The following is an 18,819-nucleotide window of genomic DNA, read 5'->3' as shown; positions in this document are numbered from 1 at the left end:
CAACCCTACTACTGCGCGCGGATTTCGTTGCCTTCGTCGATGTCAAGGAGGTCGAAGAAGGTTTGGATGTCGTCACGGTTGGAGATGCCGAATTCCTTCTTGCGTTCCGCGAGGCGCTGACTGGCATCGTCGCGCCAACCGCGTTTGCGCAGGAAACTATTCCAGATCTCGATTTCCTCCGGTGACGGCTTGCGGCCGTTGGTGAAACACCATTCGAGGGTATCGACGTCTTCGCCGCCCAACTTTACGCGCGCGACAACGTCCTCATATTTCACGCCGAGAAAACTGCAGCAACGACCGTCGAATCCGCCGCCGAGGGCTTTGTGGTAATCCTCCGGCAATTTGCCCTGCGCGTGGAGCCGGATTTTGTCGAGCATGCGGCCAAAGTAAACGATATCACCAAGCTTTTCATGCGGACTGCGGAGACCGGGAATTTTCATGGAGAGATTGTAGCGTGTGCTGGGATTGCTCGCAACTAGGGGGTTAAAATTTCAAATTCCACGCGTCGGCGGCGTATTTGTCCTGTACAAGGTGTTCCACGTGTTTCTCGGGGATCTTCTCTAGCACGTCGACAGCATTCCAGGCGTGCTTCATGGCTTCTTTAATGTCGCCCGCTGGTAGATTCAGGTTTGTGAGGAAGTCTTTGTGTGCGCGACTCCGGCGATACTGCGGCTGTTTGGAGGGCATCGGTAGCACCTGTTCCACCAGTGCGAGATCAAGATTGAGCAGGAAGGAGCCGTGGAAAAGGAGGTAGTGCCGTTTGCGGCGTTGCGAATTGCCGGAGAATTTCACTCCTTGCAGCGTCAGGTCGGTGTGGCCCTGAATGAGTACCTTGCGATCGAGCAAGGAATTCAGCGCATTGCGGTTGCGGTTCATGATGAACGCGTTGGCCTCGGCGATGTTCGTGAGGGGTGAGTCGCCGTGAATCTTGAGAATGAGCGCGTAATTCAGGCAACCCGGCCCCTGCAAGACCGTCCCGCCGCCGCTACACCGGCGCAGCACCGGGACGCCCAGCATTTTGCAGGAATCGAGGTTCACTTCTGCGCGAGTTCTGTTAGAATAACCGAGTACGACGAAGTGTTGGTGAGGCTCCCAAAAGCGGAGGATTTCGTCGCCCGGCCCTTCCTCGCACCAATCGAGCAGCGCCTCGTCGCCCGCGAGATTCTCTTGCGGAGTGTGCAGGGTTCGGTCTAAGTATTTCATGGCACTTGGATTCGGTCGGAAACGCGCTATTATCCAATTGATGGATAGACTGGTAACATTGTGAAAGCAGACGCAAAAGAACAACAACAAAGTGCGCCGTCAACGGGGCGGCTGGAAACGCCCGTCGTTTCGGCCTCGAACAAGAACGGGGGCGAAGACCAGCGCTGGGTGGACTCGCTTGAATTCATCCTCGAATACGTGCTGAAGAACCAGGGTACGGAGCACTCCTCGGTGGTTTTGAGCAAGCTGCTGAAGCGTTTGCGGGACGCAGGGATCAAGCTGCCGTCGACCGTCAGCACGCCCTATGTGAACACGATTCCCCCCGAGGACGAGCCGGCATATCCGGGTGATCGTGAACTCGAACGCCGTATCAAGAGCCTCACGCGGTGGAATGCCATGGCCATGGTCGTCAACGCCAACCGGGAGCACGCGGGGCTCGGTGGTCACATCTCCACGTACGCCTCGTGCGCCACGTTGTACGAAGTCGGCTTCAACCATTTCTTCCACGGCGGCGATGGCAATCGACTCGGTGATTTGATTTATTTTCAGGGCCACGCTTCCCCCGGCAACTATGCGCGAGCTTTCCTGGAGCGGCGGCTGGACGAGCATCATCTGCAGCATTTTCGCCAGGAACTCGCTGAGGGTGGTGGGTTGTCCTCGTACCCGCACCCGTATTTGATGCCGGATTTCTGGCAGTTCCCGACGGTGTCGATGGGGCTGGGTCCGATCATGTCGATTTACCAGGCGCGTTTCAATCGGTACCTGCGGGCGCGCGGCCTGGTCCAAGGGGAAGAGCCGAAGGTGTGGTGCTTCGTCGGCGATGGGGAGAGCGACGAGCCGGAAACGCTGGGCGCGTTGACGCTGGCCTCGCGCGAGGGACTCGACAACCTGGTTTGGGTGGTGAACTGCAATCTTCAGCGATTGGATGGTCCAGTCCGCGGCAATGGGAAGATTATCCAGGAACTGGAGGCGGCTTTCCGGGGTGCTGGCTGGAACGTGATCAAGGTCATCTGGGGCTCGAATTGGGACCGGTTATTGAAAGCGGACAAGACGGGGTTGTTGGCAAGGCGCATGGAAGAAGCGGTCGACGGTGATTATCAGAAATACTCGGTCGAGCCGGGCAGCTACACGCGCAAACATTTCTTCGGCAAGTATCCTGAATTGCTCGAATTGGTGAACGGTCTGACGGACGACCAGATTCACAAGCTCGTGCGCGGCGGTCATGATCCGCAGAAGGTTTACGCGGCGTTCAAGGCGGCGGTGGAGCACAAAGGCGCGCCGACGGTGATTCTCGCGAAGACCGTCAAGGGCTACGGCCTAGGGGAAGCCGGTGAAGGCCGCAACATCAGCCACCAGCAGAAGAAGATGAACGAAAAAGAGCTGCGCGAGTTTCGCGAGCGCTTTGGCGTGCCGATCAGCGACGAGGATGTGGCGCAGACGCCGTTTTATCGTCCGGCCCCGGACAGCCCCGAGACGAAGTATTTGCTGGAGCAACGAAAAAAGCTGGGGGGATTTTTACCAGCGCGGGTTGTGCGCGCGCCGAAGATTGAGATTCCGGCCCGAAGCGAGTTCGCCGACACATTTAAGGGCTCGGGGCAGACAGAAGCGTCAACGACGATGGCATTTGTTCGATTGCTGACCGCGTTGTTGCGCAATGGCAAAATCGGCAAACATATCGTGCCGATTATCCCTGACGAAGCGCGCACCTTTGGGATGGACGCGCTCTTTCGCCAGATTGGCATCTACGCGCCGAAGGGGCAACTCTACGAGCCCGTGGACAGCGAATCGCTGCTTTATTACCACGAGACGAAGGACGGACAGATCCTCGAAGAGGGCATCACCGAAGCGGGGTCAATGTCATCGTTCATCGCGGCAGGCACGGCGTACGCGAATCAGGGCGTGAACATGATTCCGTTTTACATTTATTATTCGATGTTCGGTTTCCAGCGCATCGGTGACCTGATGTGGCTGGCGGGCGACATCCGGGCCAAGGGTTTCCTGCTGGGCGCGACGGCGGGACGGACTTCGCTGAACGGCGAAGGACTGCAACATCAGGATGGCCACAGCCAGTTGATGGCAGCGACAATCCCGACGTTGATGGCGTATGATCCCGCGTTCGCCTACGAGATCGCGGTGATCGTTCAAGACGGGATGCGTCGCATGTACCAGGAAGGCGAGGATGTGTTCTATTATCTCTCGCTGTACAACGAGAATTACCCGATGCCGCCGATGCCCGAGGGCGTTGAAGACGGCATTCTCAAGGGACTCTACAAGTTCCGCAAGGGCGCGGAGGGCAAGAAACACAAGGCGCATATTTTCGGTAGCGGCACGATTATCCGTCAGGCGTTGCGGGCGCAGGAGATTCTTGCGGAACGGTACGATGTTTCCGCCGACGTCTGGAGCGCGACGAGTTACAAGCTGCTGAAGACCGATGTGCAAGGCGCCAGCCGTTGGAACATGCTGCACCCGACCGAACCGCCGCGGAAGTCTTATTTGGAAACGCTCCTGCAGGGTGAGCAGGGTGTGTTTGTAGCTGTTTCAGACAACATCAAGCTCGTGCCCGACCAAATCGCGCCGTGGGTGCCCGGCGGGCTCGACACGCTCGGTACGGACGGTTTTGGCCGCAGCGACACCCGCGAAAACCTGCGCCGCTTTTTCGAGATCGACGCCGAGTGCACGGTCATCGCCACGCTCTATTCACTGGCGAAGAAGGGCGCGATCGAGATGACGGTAGTCGCGCAGGCGATCAAGGATCTGAAGGTTGATCCTGAAAAAGCGTACCCGTTTACGGTGTAGGCGCGTCGATCCCGCCAAAAGGAAACTCGAATGGACATCAAATTACCGCGTTTGGGCGAAGGGGCTGAGTCGGGGACGGTCGTTAGCATTTTCGTCAAACCGGGCGATCAGGTCAAAGAGGGCCAGACGATCCTCGAATTGGAAAATGAAAAGGCCGTGGCGCCGATCCCGGCCAGCGCCTCTGGTCGTGTCGCAAAACTCTACGTCAAGGAAGGCGACAAGATCTCGGCCGGTCAGTCGATTCTCGCATTGGCGGATGAAGGCGCGGGGGCGAAAACAACGGACGCGCCGCGTGAGGGCACGCGGCCTACAACGCCCGCGGCAGTTGTCGCGCAACCGCGGCGTCCGGCTCCAGAGAGTCCGGGTACTGCAGTCCTGGGCGAGCCTGTGGCGGATGGAGCTGTAGCTGCGTCTCCGACCGTTCGCAAACTGGCGCAGGAACTGGGTATTGATTTGACCCGTGTGCGCGGGAGCGAGCGCGGTGGGCGCATCTCGGTGGAGGACTTGCGCGGTTACATCCAGCAGCTTCAACAGCTCGCAGCCGGGCCGAAGACGGCGCCGTCGGTGGCAGCACCTGCAGCGAAACCAACAGCAGAGAAGATCGATTTTGCGAAGTGGGGTCCGGTATCCCGCCAGCCGGTGACGTCATTGCGCAAGATCATCGCCCAGCGGATGCATGAATCGTGGACGAGCGTGCCGCGCGTGACCCAATTTGACGAGGCCGACATAACCGGCATTGTGGCGCTGCGGAAAAAATACGTCACGAAGTATGAAAAGAAGGGTGCAAGCCTCACGCTGACGCCGTTCCTGATGAAAGCGGTTGTCGAGGTGTTGAAGAGGTACCCGACGTTCAACAGCAGCCTGGACGAGGCGAGCGAAGAGATCGTTTTCAAGAAGTACTATCACATCGGCATCGCGGTCGATACCGAGCAGGGGTTGCTGGTACCCGTGATTCGCGATGTGGACAAGAAAAGCCTGCTGCAACTCTCGAAGGAACTGGCCGAACTGGCGGAGAAAGCGCGCCAGCGCACGGTGGCGGCGGATGATTTGAAGGGTGGCACCTTCACCATCTCGAACCAGGGCGGCATCGGCGGCAGCTTTTTCACGCCGATCGTCAACAAACCCGAGGTCGCAATCCTGGGGGTGGGGCGCGGTGTGTTAAAGCCGGTCGTGCGCGGCGCGAAGATTGAAAAGCGCATGCTGCTGCCGCTGGGGTTGTCGTACGATCATCGCGTCATTGACGGCGGGACGGCGGCGCGGTTTACTGTCGAGGTGGTGCAGGCGCTCGAACAATTCAAGGAAGCGGGCGTTAAGATTTAGAGTCCTGGTTCAGCAAAGGAAAGCAATGGAGTCGATCAAGACAGAGATTGTGGTGTTGGGCGCGGGCCCGGGCGGTTACGCGGCGGCATTTTATGCCGCGGACAAGGGCAAGAAAGTGCTGCTCGTCGAGATGGACAAGCGGCTGGGCGGTGTCTGCCTCAATCGCGGGTGCATCCCGTCGAAGGCGCTGCTGCACGCGACCCAGCTCATCACCGAAGCGCGCGAGTCCGAGCATCGCGGCATTGCGTTTGGCGCGCCGAAGATCGACCTGGGAAAACTCCGCACTTGGAAAGACTCGATTATTGAGAAATTGTCAGGGGGAATTACAAGCCTGGCGAAACTGCGCGGCGTCGAGGTGTTGTACGGTCGCGGTTATTTTGAAGACTCGAAGACGCTGCGCGTGGAGACGCCGGAGGGCCAGAAGTTTGTGACCTACGACGCGGCCATCATCGCGGTCGGCTCGAAGTCGGCGATGCCGAAAGCGTTCGACCTGGGCAATCCGCGCATCATGACCTCGCGCGAGGCGCTGGACGTGCCGGATGTGCCGGGGACGTTGCTAATCGTGGGCGGTGGTTACATCGGCATGGAATTGGGGACGGTGTACGCGACGCTGGGCAGCAAGGTAGTGGTTGTCGAAGCGTTGGCGTCGATTTTGACCGGGGCGGACCCCGACCTCGTGCGGCCTGTGCAAAAATACGCGGAGAAGGCGTTCCAGGAAGTCCGCGTGAAGACGAAAGTGGTTTCCATGGCGACGGTGGGCAAACAGATCAAAGTGGTCATGGAGATGGACGGCAAGAAGCTCGAGGAACTTTACGACCGCGTGCTTGTGTCCGTCGGTCGCGTCCCGAACCATGCCGATCTCGGCATCGGGAACACGAAGATTGCGAAGGACGACCGCGGCTTCATCAAGGTCAATGAGAAGCAGCAGACGAGCGATCCGCGGATTTATGCGATTGGCGACGTGGCAGGCGGCGTGATGCTCGCGCACAAGGCGACGCGCGAGGGCCGTGTGGCGGTGGACGCCATTCTCGGCGAATACGAGACGCTGAGCAAGTACATCATTCCCGCTGTGGTCTTCACCGATCCTGAAATTGCGTGGTGCGGTCTGACCGAGATGGAGGCGAAGGAGAAGGGGATCACGGTAAAGGTCGCGCGATTTCCATGGGCCGCTTCGGGGCGCGCCCTGACGTACGACCGCCCGGACGGATTGACGAAGTTGATCATCGATCCCGCGACCGAGCGGGTGCTCGGGGCCGGCATAACCGGCCATGGCGCGGGTGAATTGATCGGCGAGATGGTGCTGGCCGTCGAAATGGGCGCTACCGCCTATGACGTGGCGTCGTCGATCCATCCGCACCCGACGCTTTCGGAATCGATTATGGAAGGGGCCGAAGTATTTTACGGACAGGCTACGCATACTTTTACGCGCAAGGCATCCAAGCCGGGCGAGAAAGAGTGACGCATGTCGAACTTTGACATCAAACAGATCGTCTCCCAGCGGCTTGGGGAGAACTACGAACTGCACGAGAAGTATATCAACCCGACGTTGGTGAAGGTTTTTCGCACCATCGGTTTCGACAAGACCTACACGAAAGCCAAGGGCCAGTATCTGTGGGACAAGGAAGACAACCGCTACCTCGACATGTTGAGCGGCTTTGGCGTTTACTCGATCGGCCGCAACCATCCTCAGGTCGCGCAGGTCATTCGGGACGTGCTCGACCTGGATTTGCCCAACATGGTGCAGATGGACTGCGCATTCCTGGCGGGGTTGTTGGCCGAGGCGCTCGTCAAACGCTGTCCACCGCATCTCGACGCTGTTTTCTTTTGCAACTCCGGCACGGAAGCGGTGGAAGCTTCGTTGAAGTTCGCACGCGCGGCAACGGGCCGCAGCAAGTTCGCGTATCTCGACCACGGTTGGCACGGGTTGTCGCTCGGTTCGTTGGCCATCATGGGCAATGAAGAGTTTCGCGAAAGTTTCGGTGAGATGTTGCCCGGCGTGGAAGTGCCTTATGGTGATCTGCAAGCGCTGGAGAAGGCGCTGGCGAAGAAGGACATCGCCGCGCTGGCCGTGGAATGCATCCAGGGCAAGGGTGTGCGGATTCCGCCGGAGGACTACCTGCCCGCGGCGCAGGCGCTGTGCCGCAAGTACGGCACGCTGTTTTTTTGCGACGAAGTACAGACGGGTTACGGAAGGACCGGCAAACTGTTCTCCTTCCAGCACTGGAACCTGGAGCCCGACATCATCTCTACCAGCAAGGCGCTCAGCGGCGGATACGTGCCGGTCGGCGCGATGATCACGCGGCGATGGATTTACCAGAAGGTTTTCAATCGGATGGATCGCTGCTGGGTCCACTCGTCGAGCTTCGGCCGCAACAATCTCGGGATGGCCGTGGGCCTGGCGACGTTGCACGTGTTGGATGAAGAGAAGCTCGTCGAACGCAGCGCGACGCAGGGCCAGAAGTTGCTCGACGCGATCAATGGATTGAAGGCCAAACACGAAATGCTGATGGAAGCGCGCGGCAAGGGCTGCATGATCGGTATCGAGTTCCACGAACCGAAGAGCCTCAAGCTGAAGATGGCCTGGAAGATGATCCATGCGGCGCACGACGGACTGTTTGCGCAGATGTTGGTGATGCCGCTGTTGCAGAAGCACCACGTGCTAACGCAGGTGAGCGGGAACCATGGCGATATCATCCGGATTCTGCCGCCGTTCGTCATCACCGACGAGGACATCCAGTATTTTGTGCATGCGCTCGATGACGTTCTTAGTGATTGCTACAAGCTGCCCGGGCCGATGTGGGACCTTGGGGCGAACCTGGTGAAAGCGGCGCTACGCAACAAGGGCGAAAAGCAGCCGGAGACGGTCGCAGCGGGCGCCCGGTAGTTCCATCCGTCACACCGAAGAACAATTGTCTACATGCGACGACGGTCTCTAACTGTCCTGGGCAGCGCCGTATGCCGCTGGCCCCGGGTATTCCTCCTGGTCGGCGTGATGCTGGCCGTTGCCGCGGGCGTGTTCGCGGTTTGCTGCCTGGAATTTAAAACCAGCCGCAACGACCTCATTGGTCGGAACAGCGAATACTGGCGGTTGTATAGCGAGTACGCCCGCGAGTTTCGCGCGGAAGAAGATTACATTCTCGTCGTTGAAAGCAACCAGCCCGCGCGAAACCGCGCGGTCATCGACGCCCTGGCGACGTCGTTACTGTCGCCGACGAACAATCCCGCGACGGGCGATGCGTCGGGCGCGCAGATGTTCGCGCGCAACGACCTGTATTACCGCGTCAACTTCGACAAGCTGAAGCCCTGGTTTCTCTACTACCTCCCGATTGACGACCTGAAACAGATTCAGGGTTCGATCAAGGACTTCAAGCAACTCGTCGCGATCCTGGAACACCGCCCGAAGCTCGATACGTTCTTCGATTCGATGAACCGGATGCTCATGCAGATGGATGGGGCCCCGGAAGCCCAGCGGCGGCAAATGGAAGCGTTCCTGCCAACGGTGAGCGCGATCATCGGGCAAATGGCGACGGTAAAGACCAATGATGAAGCGGGCGGATTGCTGTCACCGTGGGCGAGCGCGTTCTTCAGCACGGACATGGTGAGCCAAGCCGAGGAACAAATGCAGTGGCAGGGCTACCAAACTTTTCGCAAGGGACAGATGTTCCTGCTGCTCGTCCATCCACGGGTTGAGAACGGGACCGCGGAGGCCCTGCATGAAGCGACGATCCCGAAACTGCGGCGCGTGATCGCGCAGGCGCAAACCCAGTTCCCTGATGTGAAAATCAATCTTACGGGCGAGCCGGTGCTGGATTATGACGAGATGCTCCAGTCGCAAAATGACGCGACCAAGGCGACCGTCCTCACCTTTGTTCTGATTTGCATCCTGTTTGCGGCTGGTTTCCGCGAAGTACTGCGGCCATTGATGGCGGTGGTCACGATGATCATCGTCCTGGCGGGGTGCATGGGATACGCCACGCTCTCCGTTGGCCATCTCAACATAATCACGGTGACGTTTGCCGTGATGATCCTCGGGCTGGGTATCGACCTGGGGATCCAGTTTATCGCGCGTTACGAGGAAGAACTGAAGAAACACTCCCAACGCGCGGAGGCGGTGCGGCTGGCAATCGAGCACACCGGACCGAGCATCATCACCGCGGGTGTGACGAACGCCGCCGCTTTCTTCGCGATGGGACTGAGCGGCTTTCGCGGGGTGATCGAACTCGGCGTCATCGCGGGCGGTGGGATGCTGATTGCGACAGCCGCGACGATGACCGTGCTGCCGGCGTTGCTGTTGCTGGTACACCGCAAGCACGAGGCCACGCAGATTCCCGCGCAGTCGATGGCGACGCACATCGAACAGTTCCTGGTGCGACGGCCTTACTGGATGCTCACGGCATGCGCCATCCTCACGGCGGGCGCGCTGTTGGTGGGCTGGACGGTGCGGTTCGACTACAACGTGCTGGATCTGCAATCGAAAGGTTTGCCGTCGGTCGAAACGGAACTACGGCTCTTAAAGGCCGACGTGGAATCGACCCTGTTCGCGTCGATTGTCTGCAACGACTTCCAGGAAGTACGCGCGCTCCACGAGCGTTTGAGCAAGCTTCCCACCGTAGCGACGGTGCACAGTATCGCCGAGGTGATCCCCGAGCGACAGGAACAGAAAACGGAGGTCATCCACGGCATCAAACAGGAACTGGGATCGGTGCAGTTTGCGGTCCCGGCGTACGATCCGGCCGACGCCGAACTGGTGTTGCACTCGCTGGCATCATTGCGGCTGCGGGCCAGCCAGCTACTGGCTACAGCGACCACGCGCGGCGACGCGACCAGCCAGGCGGCGTTGAAGCCGCTGGCCGAAACGGCTACGCAGACCCGCACAAAGCTGCAGACCATGGAACCAAATGAACGCCAGGCGTGGCTGGAGCGATATGAAAAGCGGTTCTATGCGGACCTGGAGGCGCAGATGCAACTTCTCGCAGGACAGGCCGACAAACCGATGGAGTTGAACGACGTGCCGCAGGAGGTGCGCCAGATGCTCGTGGGCAGGTCCGGCAAATTCCTGATCCGCGTGTTTCCGAAGGAGAACATTTGGGAACGAGAGGCGCTGGTCAGGTTTGTTACCGACATCAAAGCAGTGGCGCCGAACGTGACGGGGACCCCGCTGGGTCTTTTCGAGTTCATAGAGATCCTCAAGACGGGCTATTGCAAAGCGGCGTTGTGGGCACTGCTCGTGATCGCCATCCTGATCTTCGTTGATTTTCGCGGCGGCTACGCCACGCTCCTGACGATTCTGCCGCTGCTGGTTGGCATGGCCTGGATGCTCGGCGCAATGGCCGTCGCGCGGATTGATTTCAATCCCGCCAACATCATGGTGCTGCCATTGATCGTGGGCATTGGTGTCGCCTATGGGATTTACGTCGTCCAGCGCTATCGGGAGAGCCATGAGGCGACGTTCTATAGCAAGAGCACGGGACGCGCGGTCATTCTGTCGGCATTGACGGCCACGGTCGCTTTCGCCAGCCTGCTCATTGGCGCGCACCGCGGCATTCGCAGCCTCGGGCTGGTGATGACGATCGGGGTCATTGCCTGCCTGATTGCCGCACTCGCGCTGCTGCCAGCGCTACTGGAGGTCGCGCGCCGCAAGGGCTGGAAGGTATGAGCCGGCAGTACTACCAACCCGGTGGCAACCTGCCGGTTTCCCGCACCATAGCGGCAATTCTCGGCAGCCTGCTGACAGCGGTTTTACTGGGAGCCGGTTACGGATGGGCAATCCTTTACGTTCCGTACGCCGGACACATGGCGGTGTTCCTGGTGGCGGTCGGTTTCAGTGGGCTGCTCGGAGTTTTTACCGGTTACTGGCTACGGTGGGTGTTGCTGCGCAACCGGACGTTGGTCGTGACCGGGGGCGCAGTCGTGACGATGATCGCTTGGTACACGGGATGGGTTACCTGGTCATGGGTCTTACTGCGGCATGCGGATTACAGCGTGAAACCATGGAATGTGTTTTTCCAGCCGCGTGTTGTGTGGGGAGTGGTTCGTACGATCAACCAAGACGGTCTGTGGACGATCGATAATTCCACACCAACTGGAATAGTGCTCTGGGGCATTTGGCTGGCAGAGGCGATCGTGATCATTGGCTTTGCCCTGTATATCATCGTGTCGATGGCGACCGACGACCCGTGCTGCGAACGTTGCCAGTGCTGGTGTGAGCGTAGCGGTGGTTTGAAGGTGGCACTGATGGACACCGCGGAATTCAAGCGACGCCTGGAAGCACACGACCTGGGTTATATTTTGCAGTTTCGTCCGCCACCGGCCAGTGCCAAGGAATGGTTGCGGCTCCAGTTACACAGTTGCCCGAAGTGCCACGAATTGCACACCCTGACGGCGAAGATCGTGACGGACACGCCCGAGGTCACGAAAGCGGGCGTCGTGAAAACGGAAACATTCATGAACCGACTGCTGGTTAGTTCCCCCGTTGCGAAAGCGCTCCGTGACATCGAGGCGAAATGGGATACGGCCGAGTCAGAGCGTGTTTGAGAGTGAGCGCCAACCGTGGCTACGTGTTGCGCGCTGCCAGGGCTGGATGGTGTAGCTGTTCCACGGCGGCCTGGAGGAAGCGCGCGAGCTTGTCGCCGGAGAGCTTGGCGCGATAGCCGAGACGGGCGAGATCGGCGAGCACGCGCGGGTCGCGCGCGCAACTGGAAATCACCCGCTTTGCGCGCAACTGGCCGAGCACGAAGAAATCGTTGAACTCGTCGGGCAGGTTTTCATCGACGTTGTCGGTGATGCAGCGGACGGCGAGAAAATCCGTCTTGCGCGCCGCGCAGACGGAGGCAACGGCGCTGGTTTCCATGTCGACAGCGAGAGCACCGGTGGCTTTGCCGATCCGCGCCTTGTTTTCCGCCCGCAAGACCATCTCATCGGTCGTCATGATTTTCCCGTAGTGGACGCGCAGTCCCGGTGTATCGTCGCCGTGGATGCGATCTGGGTGGAGGGGTTTGTGAGTTGAGTCCCACGTAATCCGTGTCCCCTGATCTTTGCGAAGCTCGAGAATCTCGGTGCCAACAACAACGTCACCGGCATGCACGTCCGGCTGAAGTCCGCCTCCAAAGCCGGAACTGATAACCAGATCCGGTCGGTAGCAGTGGATGGTCATCTCGGCAGCGATGCGGGCGCATTCCTTGCCGATGCCGAGAGCGAGCAGGGCGACCGGTTGACCGCCGAGCGTGCCCTCGTGGAAATCGAGATGTTCCTGGCGGACGACGTGGTCGGCGTCGGCGCGGCGCAGGATGGGCTTCAACTCCTGGCGAACGGCAACAAGGATGGCGATCATGGTTCTCGGCGCCCCAGCAAAAGCGCCGCGACAGCCACCCTAGCTGCAGCAGTCGTCACCGTGACCATGGTCATGGGTCGTCGCGGCGACGGCAGCATTGACTTCCTTGTCCGCGAGCACCTGACGGATGTTGGATTGCACGGAATCGCGCTTGCCGGTGAGGTGGCCCCGGCCGGTGGTAACGCCGTTATAGGCATCCACCTGGGAACCCGCGGCGATCGGCTGCGGTTTCGCGCCGAAGTTGTAGCGGATGAGCTTCCAGGTATCACCGCGTTGGGTATCGATGCCGAGAGAGGGCGTGGGCTCGTAACCGCAGTGCGTCATGCAATTCTCGCAGCGCGGGTCGCGGGCAACGCCGTCAAAGACGCCGTATTTGTCCCAATCGACCTTGGTGAGCATTTCCTGGTAGCCTTCGTAATGGCCATCGGTCATGAGATAGCAGGGGGCCTTCCAGCCTTTGACGTTACGGGTCGGGATGGCCCACGCGGTGCAATGCAGGTCGCGCTTGCCAGCGAGGAACTCGAGATAAATCGGCGAACCGAAGAAGGTGTATTTCTGGCCCCACTCCACGACTTTCTTGAACTTCTCGCGGGTCAGCTTGCGAGTGAGGAAGAAGTCCTCGGGCTGCTTGTTGAGGCGCTTGATCATGTCTTTCTTGGCGGCATCGTACTCGTAGCCCGGGGTGATGGTATGCCCGTCGACGCCGAGGGCCGAGAGGAAGTCGAACATCTTCTCGATCTCATCCATGTCGGTCTCTTTGTAGACCGTGCAGTTCGTGGCGACCTGATAGCCGAGAATTTTGGCCATCTTGATGGCTTCGATGCATTCCTTGAAGACGCCTTCCCGTTCGACGATGAGATCGTGGATGTATTCGAGACCGTCGATGTGGACGTTCCAATACATCCATTTCGAAGGCTTGATACCCGGGCGGCCGTCATTCTTGCCCTTGCGGATTTCGGTGGCTTCCTTGTCCGTGATGAGTTCCTGCGCCAGCAGCGCCTTTAGCCTGGGCTCGATTGCCGGGGTGTACGTGCGGGCGAGGTGATCACGCATCTTTTTGCGCATGAACATGCCGTTCGTGCAGACATAAACGATGCGGCCCTGGTCGAGCAGGCCGTCAACGAGTTCCTCGATCTTCGGGTAGATGAGCGGTTCGCCGCCGCAAATGGAGACCATCGGCGCGTTGCACTCGGTGGCGGAGCCGAGGCACTCTTCGAGGCTCATCATGTCCTTGAGATTGGTGGAGTATTCGCGAATACGGCCGCAGCCGGTGCAGGTGAGGTTGCAGGTATGCAACGGCTCGAGTTGGAGCACGAGGGCGAATTTGCCGGTCTTTTTGATTTTGTTGGTGATGATGTGCCGGGCAATTTTCGCCGACAATGTAAATGGGAATCTCATTTTAAGCTTCTCCTGGGTTCAAAATTTTTCAGACTTCGGTCAGATGCGCCAACGCGCGCAGGCGCGCCACTTTTCTAAGAATGCGCGGTTGCTTGTAGAACAATTGGATAACGCGTGATTTTTCCTGTTCGCGCGGCACGGGCGGGAAGCCCTGCATCAAATTGCGCGCATACATCCCCAACGCCATGAGCGGGAAATAATGACGGTAGTAGTGATAACGCAGATAGAACACGCGGGGGAAACCGGTGCCCGTGAACAATTCCTCATCCCACCCACCGTCGAGTTCCTGTTGGTTGAGGAGGTAGGTGATGCCGCGGGCGAGTTCCGGCGAGTTGACTTCGTCCGCGGAAATCAGACCCATGATCGCCCAGGCCGTTTGCGAGGCCGTACTCTTGCCGATGCCTTTGAACTGCGTGTCGTCGTAGCTGCGCAACGACTCGCCCCAGCCGCCGTCGGCGTTTTGGGACGTCTTCAGCCAGGCCACAGCGCGGCGCACGTATGGCAGGCGCATGTCTTCACCGATCAGGCGCAGGCCGCGCAGCACCTGCCACGTCCCGTAGATGTAATTCGTGCCCCAGCGGCCGAACCAGGAGCCGTCCGCGCATTGGTCACGCTTGAGGAAGCGAATGGCCTTCTGGACGCACTCGTCTTCCATCGTAAATCCGAAATGGCCCAGACATTCCAACACGCGGGCGGTGATGTCCGCGGTGCTCGAATCGATCATGGCATTGTGGTCGGCGAAGGGCACCTGGGTGAAGAGCCACTTGTCGTTGTCCTTGTCGAAACTCGCCCAGCCACCGTCCTTGCCCTGCATCCCGAGGACCCAGCGGGTACCACGACGGATGGCGGCGAATTTCTCGCGATCAAATTCCGTGCTGACGCGATTCAACGCCATCAGGACCATGGCGGTGTCGTCAACATCGGGATAAAACTCGTTGTCGTACTCGAAAAACCACGCGCCGACGGGCTTGTTCGGTTCGGTGTAGCGATGGCTCTCGGAATGTTTCACGCGCCAGTCGCCGGGGCGACGCACTTCCTTGTCGAGCAGCCAACGGGTGGCGGATTGAAGCGCGGCGTGGTCGGCCGACAGGCCGGACTCGTGGAGGGCGTTGACACTGATGGCGGTGTCCCACACCGGGGAAAAGCAGGGCTGCAGCCGAAGTGTGTCGCCTTCCTCGATTTCGAGTTTTTCCATCTCGCGGATGCCGTGCACGACGAGGTAGCTTTCGTTGCTGTAACCCAGCACGCGCAATGACATGACGTAGTTGGCCATCGCGGGGAAAATCGCGCCCAGACCGCCGGGCGTCCGGCCGTGCTCGATCACCCAGCGTTCCGCCTTGCGCAGCGCGAAGCGCCGTACGAACGGCATGGGATGATGGCGGTGGACAAATTTCAGTAGGTGGTCAACCAACAGGAAGAAATTGTGCCAGGTGCAGGTGCGTTCGTCGCGCGCCAGGCGGATGTCGGCTTTTTCGCGGCCGCCGACCCACAGTTCATCGAGCTGCCATTCACGGGGAAGAGGTTTGATCGGTTCGCATGAGCGGATGATGGATAGCGGCACGAGCATCGCCCGCGACCATGAGGACATGTTGTAAATGCTAAAACTGAACCACTTCGGCAAAAGAATCAGTTCCGGCGGAATCGCCGGGCAGCCGCCCCATGGGTACAGACCGATCATGGCCAGGGCGATCTTTGTGAAGGTGTTACAGCGGGTCATCCCGCCGGCCGCGAGAATCGCGTCGCGGGTCTTGATCATGTGCGGGGCATACACGGAATCGCCCGCCATTTTAAGGGCGAGGTAACCCTTGACGGAAGCGCTTAACTCCATCGGGCCATCGGGATAGATGGACCAGCCACCATCTGCAAGGGCCTTGGAGCGGACGTAATTGGCTACCTTGCGGAGGGTAACCGGGTCGAGTTTATCAACGAAATGCAGGTAAAAGAGGTACTCCGACTCCAGGATGGTGTCGCCTTCCAGCTCGGCGCACCAGTGGCCATCCTGAGCCTGCTGATCCAACAGCCAATCCTGCGCCCCGGCAATGGCCCCTTCGAGACGCTCATCTAATTGGAGATACGAATCTTCCTTCGCTTGAATCATACTCTCGACAGCACCCTCCTTAAACCTTGTAGCACTAAAACAGTACAATACGCGAACCGGCGTTGTAAAGCTGATTTAACTAGGATGGTTTCCTAGATTACCGTTCCAAAAATTCACCAGTTCCGTAGCCAAATTGTAACCGGCCCGAGGGCCAGCCAAGCTATCAGACCAATCCGGGGGGAAAAGCGTTGAATATTTGGGTTGCGCAAAACGTTGGCACACAAGCACTGCCACGCCCAAATCCGATTCCGAGCGAATCAACCGCCCCACTGACTGAATAACGCGATTCATCCCGGGATAGAGGTAGGCGAATTCGAAGCCTTTGCCGTAGTGTTCCTCATAGTATTGACGCATCAATTCCCGCTCGAAACTCACCTGCGGGAGGGCTGGACTGACAATGATGACGCCGGAAAGCGTTTCCCCTGGGTAATCAACGCCTTCGGCGAACAATCCCCCCTGGACTGCTAAGATTAGTTTTGGCGGTTGGCGCTCTTTCAGGGACTCCAAAAGCGCGAGACGCTGCGACTCGGACATCTTCGGTTCCTGAACGATGACCTCCCAAGCGCCATCTGGTACCCGGGTAGCCACGCCGCGCATGAAATCGTAGCTGGGGAACAAGGCCATGTAGTTGCCGGGGCGGGCGGCGGCGGTGGTCGCGATGATATTGGCGATTCTCCCGTAATGGGCAACCCGCGCCCGAAATGTGGTTGAGACGGTCGGCACGACGATGATGCGCCGGTTCTCCTTGGGGAAGGGCGAGGGGAAATTCGCCTGGTCGGTCCGCTCGGGATCGAAGCCGAGCATTTTACGGTAGAACTCCATCGGGTCGAGGGTGGCCGACATGGCGATGACACTGTGAAAACCTTCGTGCCGCTGGAACAATTGGCGTGACGGATCTTTGCAGACGATCTTCAGCGCTTCGCCGCCGGTGGCGTCGTAGATGTAAGAGAACTCCTCGCCTTCCATGGCCAGCACGCCGCAGAACTGGCCGAGCGCGGAAAAGAATTCGTCCACAGGGTCGTCGGGGATAACGCGACCGCTGGTCGTCTTGTCCAAGAGATAGCGCATCGACAGCTTGCTGAAGGTCGGCTTGAGTTCGTCGAAGAAACCGCGCGGCGATGGAATGAGATATTTGTCCTGGGCGAGTTCGGCGTCATCGAGTTGGGTGTATTCGTCGACTTTGGGACGAGCTTGCGAGCGGAAGAAGTCGTCGATCTGGTCGAGGAACTTCTTCAGCTCTTTTGCGAGGGACGGGTCCACGTGGCGGAGGTTGCGTTTCAGGTCGAGGATCTGCTGGCGCGAGAGAACGGGCGAGTAATACTCCAGCGCGCGCTGCACGAGATTGTGCGCTTCGTCGATGATGAGGATGGCGTCGGAGTAATCGGCGTCGAGGAAGAAACGGCGGAAATAAACTTGCGGATCGAAGACGTAGTTGTAGTCGCAGACGATCACATCGGTCAGTTCGGCCTCGATCAAGGCCAGTTCGAACGGGCATAGGCTCACGCCGCGACCCGCTTCCATCATGGCTTCGGGAATGATGAGGCGTTGCGCGAGCAAACGGTTCACGATGCCGGTGCCTTCGAGTTTCGCATGGAAGTCGCGGAGGTGCGGACAGAATTCTTCGCGGCAAGCGTAGACGTCGTTGATACACATGCTCTCGCGGGCACGAAAGAAAACGGCATTCGGATGCGCGGACTTATTCGCGCCCATGCGCTGAAGGGTTTCGCGGACGATTTGCTGCTGCGTATTCTTGGCGGTGACGAAGAAGACGCGTTTATCGTGGGCGAGGGCGTACTTTACCACGGGATACAACGCGGCGGTGGTTTTGCCCACGCCGGCGGGCGCGGTAACAAGCAAATGCCGGCCTTCTTTCAGGGCGTGCTCGACTGCCGCCATCATTTCGTCCTGATGCGCGCGGGGTTTGTCGTGCGGGAAGCGGAGCGAACCGGAGTGCGTGCGGCGTTCTTCCTGGCGGCGCTGTTCTTCCTGCGCTTGCGCGATGAGCGAACGCACGCGTTCGGCGATCAGGCGTTCGCAGTCGTCGAACGGCCCGTGAATTTCGATTTCCCGCGTCGCGCCGTCCGCCACGTTCACAAAGACCAGGCGACCAAGGGCGCTTTTCTGTTCCTGTTCAATGAAGAAGCAATACAACCGGAGCTGCTCGACATAATGCGGGTAGGAATTCGCGTCGAGCGCGGCGAACACGAGCGACGGCACGACGACGGACTTGATTTCCTCGATGACGTACGCACCACCGTTGTGGGGCGGATGAACGCCGTCGATACGGCCCGAGATCGTCACGTCAAAACCGTCGACGACGGTCTTGTGGCGGATGGTGATTTCTCGCGCATAGCCCTCGTAGAGCCCGGCCTGGGTGCGCTGATGGGTTACGTGCGCTTCGCGTCCCAGCGCTAGCCGCGTCCACACGCCCAACCCCGCCACGCGATTGCCGTTGGTGACCGGCTCCGCGACGATGTCGCCGACGCCGAGGGCGATCTTCTTTTTATCCAGTTGGATTTTGACGGACATTGCGAGGGGAGAATAGCGTAGTCGGGCGGAGAAGGCAAAAGGCAGATGGAAGAAGGCGGAAGGGAAAGAGCGAATTCACCACGAAGGCATCCGCCGTCGCCGAGGCTATGGCGGACAAGCTGAAGGCGCGATCCGAAGCTTGTGT

The 18,819-nt window shown here is 59.3% G+C and carries 12 protein-coding genes; 6 read left to right on the top strand and 6 right to left on the bottom strand.

Annotated elements, in window-relative coordinates:
- Positions 1-8: 8 nt before the first annotated feature.
- Entirely contained in the window at positions 9-440 is a 432-nt protein-coding gene (locus tag VNL17_15400; GenBank protein ID HXI85467.1) for a DUF5069 domain-containing protein, read from the bottom strand.
- A gap of 43 nt (positions 441-483) precedes the next feature.
- Positions 484-1,203: a lipoate--protein ligase family protein gene (locus VNL17_15395; GenBank protein HXI85466.1), complete on the bottom strand. Its 720-nt coding sequence runs from the start codon at positions 1,201-1,203 to the stop codon at positions 484-486.
- Positions 1,204-1,314: 111 nt separating this feature from the next.
- On the opposite strand from VNL17_15395, the gene aceE reads away from it, so the two are divergent.
- From aceE to VNL17_15365, 6 genes are read left to right on the top strand one after another with little or no spacing between them, the layout of a single operon-like run.
- Positions 1,315-3,999 (top strand): pyruvate dehydrogenase (acetyl-transferring), homodimeric type, encoded by a 2,685-nt coding sequence (gene aceE, locus VNL17_15390; GenBank protein HXI85465.1) that lies wholly within the window; start codon positions 1,315-1,317, stop codon positions 3,997-3,999.
- A gap of 30 nt (positions 4,000-4,029) precedes the next feature.
- Positions 4,030-5,319 carry a 2-oxo acid dehydrogenase subunit E2 gene (locus VNL17_15385; GenBank protein HXI85464.1) on the top strand — a complete coding sequence of 430 codons (1,290 nt, stop codon included), beginning with the start codon at positions 4,030-4,032 and terminating at the stop codon, positions 5,317-5,319.
- Between the two features lie 25 nt (positions 5,320-5,344).
- Positions 5,345-6,778, top strand: a complete 1,434-nt coding sequence (gene lpdA, locus VNL17_15380; protein ID HXI85463.1) for a dihydrolipoyl dehydrogenase — start codon at positions 5,345-5,347, stop codon at positions 6,776-6,778.
- A 3-nt stretch (positions 6,779-6,781) separates the two neighbouring features.
- Positions 6,782-8,203: an aspartate aminotransferase family protein gene (locus VNL17_15375; protein HXI85462.1), complete on the top strand. Its 1,422-nt coding sequence runs from the start codon at positions 6,782-6,784 to the stop codon at positions 8,201-8,203.
- A gap of 33 nt (positions 8,204-8,236) precedes the next feature.
- Positions 8,237-10,975 carry an MMPL family transporter gene (locus tag VNL17_15370; protein HXI85461.1) on the top strand — a complete coding sequence of 913 codons (2,739 nt, stop codon included), beginning with the start codon at positions 8,237-8,239 and terminating at the stop codon, positions 10,973-10,975.
- Positions 10,972-11,853, top strand: coding sequence for a hypothetical protein (locus VNL17_15365; protein ID HXI85460.1), 882 nt, complete (start codon positions 10,972-10,974; stop codon positions 11,851-11,853). The genes VNL17_15370 and VNL17_15365 overlap by 4 nt, the downstream gene beginning before the upstream one ends.
- A gap of 19 nt (positions 11,854-11,872) precedes the next feature.
- Here the strand turns inward: VNL17_15365 and VNL17_15360 are convergent, their stop codons facing one another.
- The 4 genes from VNL17_15360 to VNL17_15345 all read right to left on the bottom strand — a co-directional run bounded on the left by VNL17_15360 (position 11,873) and on the right by VNL17_15345 (position 18,674).
- On the bottom strand, positions 11,873-12,649 hold the full coding sequence (locus tag VNL17_15360; GenBank protein HXI85459.1) for a hypothetical protein: 777 nt from the start codon (positions 12,647-12,649) through the stop codon (positions 11,873-11,875).
- Positions 12,650-12,688: 39 nt separating this feature from the next.
- The gene (hpnH, locus tag VNL17_15355; protein ID HXI85458.1) at positions 12,689-14,047 is read right to left on the bottom strand and encodes an adenosyl-hopene transferase HpnH; all 1,359 of its coding nucleotides are present in this window, start codon (positions 14,045-14,047) and stop codon (positions 12,689-12,691) included.
- 28 nt (positions 14,048-14,075) lie between these two features.
- Positions 14,076-16,145, bottom strand: coding sequence for a squalene--hopene cyclase (gene shc, locus VNL17_15350; protein HXI85457.1), 2,070 nt, complete (start codon positions 16,143-16,145; stop codon positions 14,076-14,078).
- A 75-nt stretch (positions 16,146-16,220) separates the two neighbouring features.
- Complete coding sequence (locus tag VNL17_15345) at positions 16,221-18,674, bottom strand: ATP-dependent DNA helicase (GenBank protein HXI85456.1); 2,454 nt, start codon at positions 18,672-18,674, stop codon at positions 16,221-16,223.
- Between the last annotated feature and the right edge of the window lie 145 nt (positions 18,675-18,819).

It is taken from the genome of Verrucomicrobiia bacterium (assembly GCA_035577545.1).
Classification (GTDB): domain Bacteria; phylum Verrucomicrobiota; class Verrucomicrobiia; order Palsa-1439; family Palsa-1439; genus Palsa-1439.
The sequence above is the reverse complement of the archived record's forward strand: the minus strand, read 5'-3'. Positions and strand labels throughout refer to the sequence as shown.

What these genes read in the sequence shown, in the direction of transcription:
- VNL17_15400 (HXI85467.1), bottom strand. Translation starts at nt 440, where the DNA reads ATGAAAATTCCCGGTCTCCGCAGTCCGCATGAAAAGCTTGGTGATATC.
- VNL17_15395 (HXI85466.1), bottom strand. Translation starts at nt 1,203, where the DNA reads ATGAAATACTTAGACCGAACCCTGCACACTCCGCAAGAGAATCTCGCG.
- VNL17_15385 (HXI85464.1), top strand. Translation starts at nt 4,030, where the DNA reads ATGGACATCAAATTACCGCGTTTGGGCGAAGGGGCTGAGTCGGGGACG.
- lpdA (HXI85463.1), top strand. Translation starts at nt 5,345, where the DNA reads ATGGAGTCGATCAAGACAGAGATTGTGGTGTTGGGCGCGGGCCCGGGC.
- VNL17_15375 (HXI85462.1), top strand. Translation starts at nt 6,782, where the DNA reads ATGTCGAACTTTGACATCAAACAGATCGTCTCCCAGCGGCTTGGGGAG.
- VNL17_15370 (HXI85461.1), top strand. Translation starts at nt 8,237, where the DNA reads ATGCGACGACGGTCTCTAACTGTCCTGGGCAGCGCCGTATGCCGCTGG.
- VNL17_15365 (HXI85460.1), top strand. Translation starts at nt 10,972, where the DNA reads ATGAGCCGGCAGTACTACCAACCCGGTGGCAACCTGCCGGTTTCCCGC.
- VNL17_15360 (HXI85459.1), bottom strand. Translation starts at nt 12,649, where the DNA reads ATGATCGCCATCCTTGTTGCCGTTCGCCAGGAGTTGAAGCCCATCCTG.
- hpnH (HXI85458.1), bottom strand. Translation starts at nt 14,047, where the DNA reads ATGAGATTCCCATTTACATTGTCGGCGAAAATTGCCCGGCACATCATC.
- shc (HXI85457.1), bottom strand. Translation starts at nt 16,145, where the DNA reads ATGATTCAAGCGAAGGAAGATTCGTATCTCCAATTAGATGAGCGTCTC.
- VNL17_15345 (HXI85456.1), bottom strand. Translation starts at nt 18,674, where the DNA reads ATGTCCGTCAAAATCCAACTGGATAAAAAGAAGATCGCCCTCGGCGTC.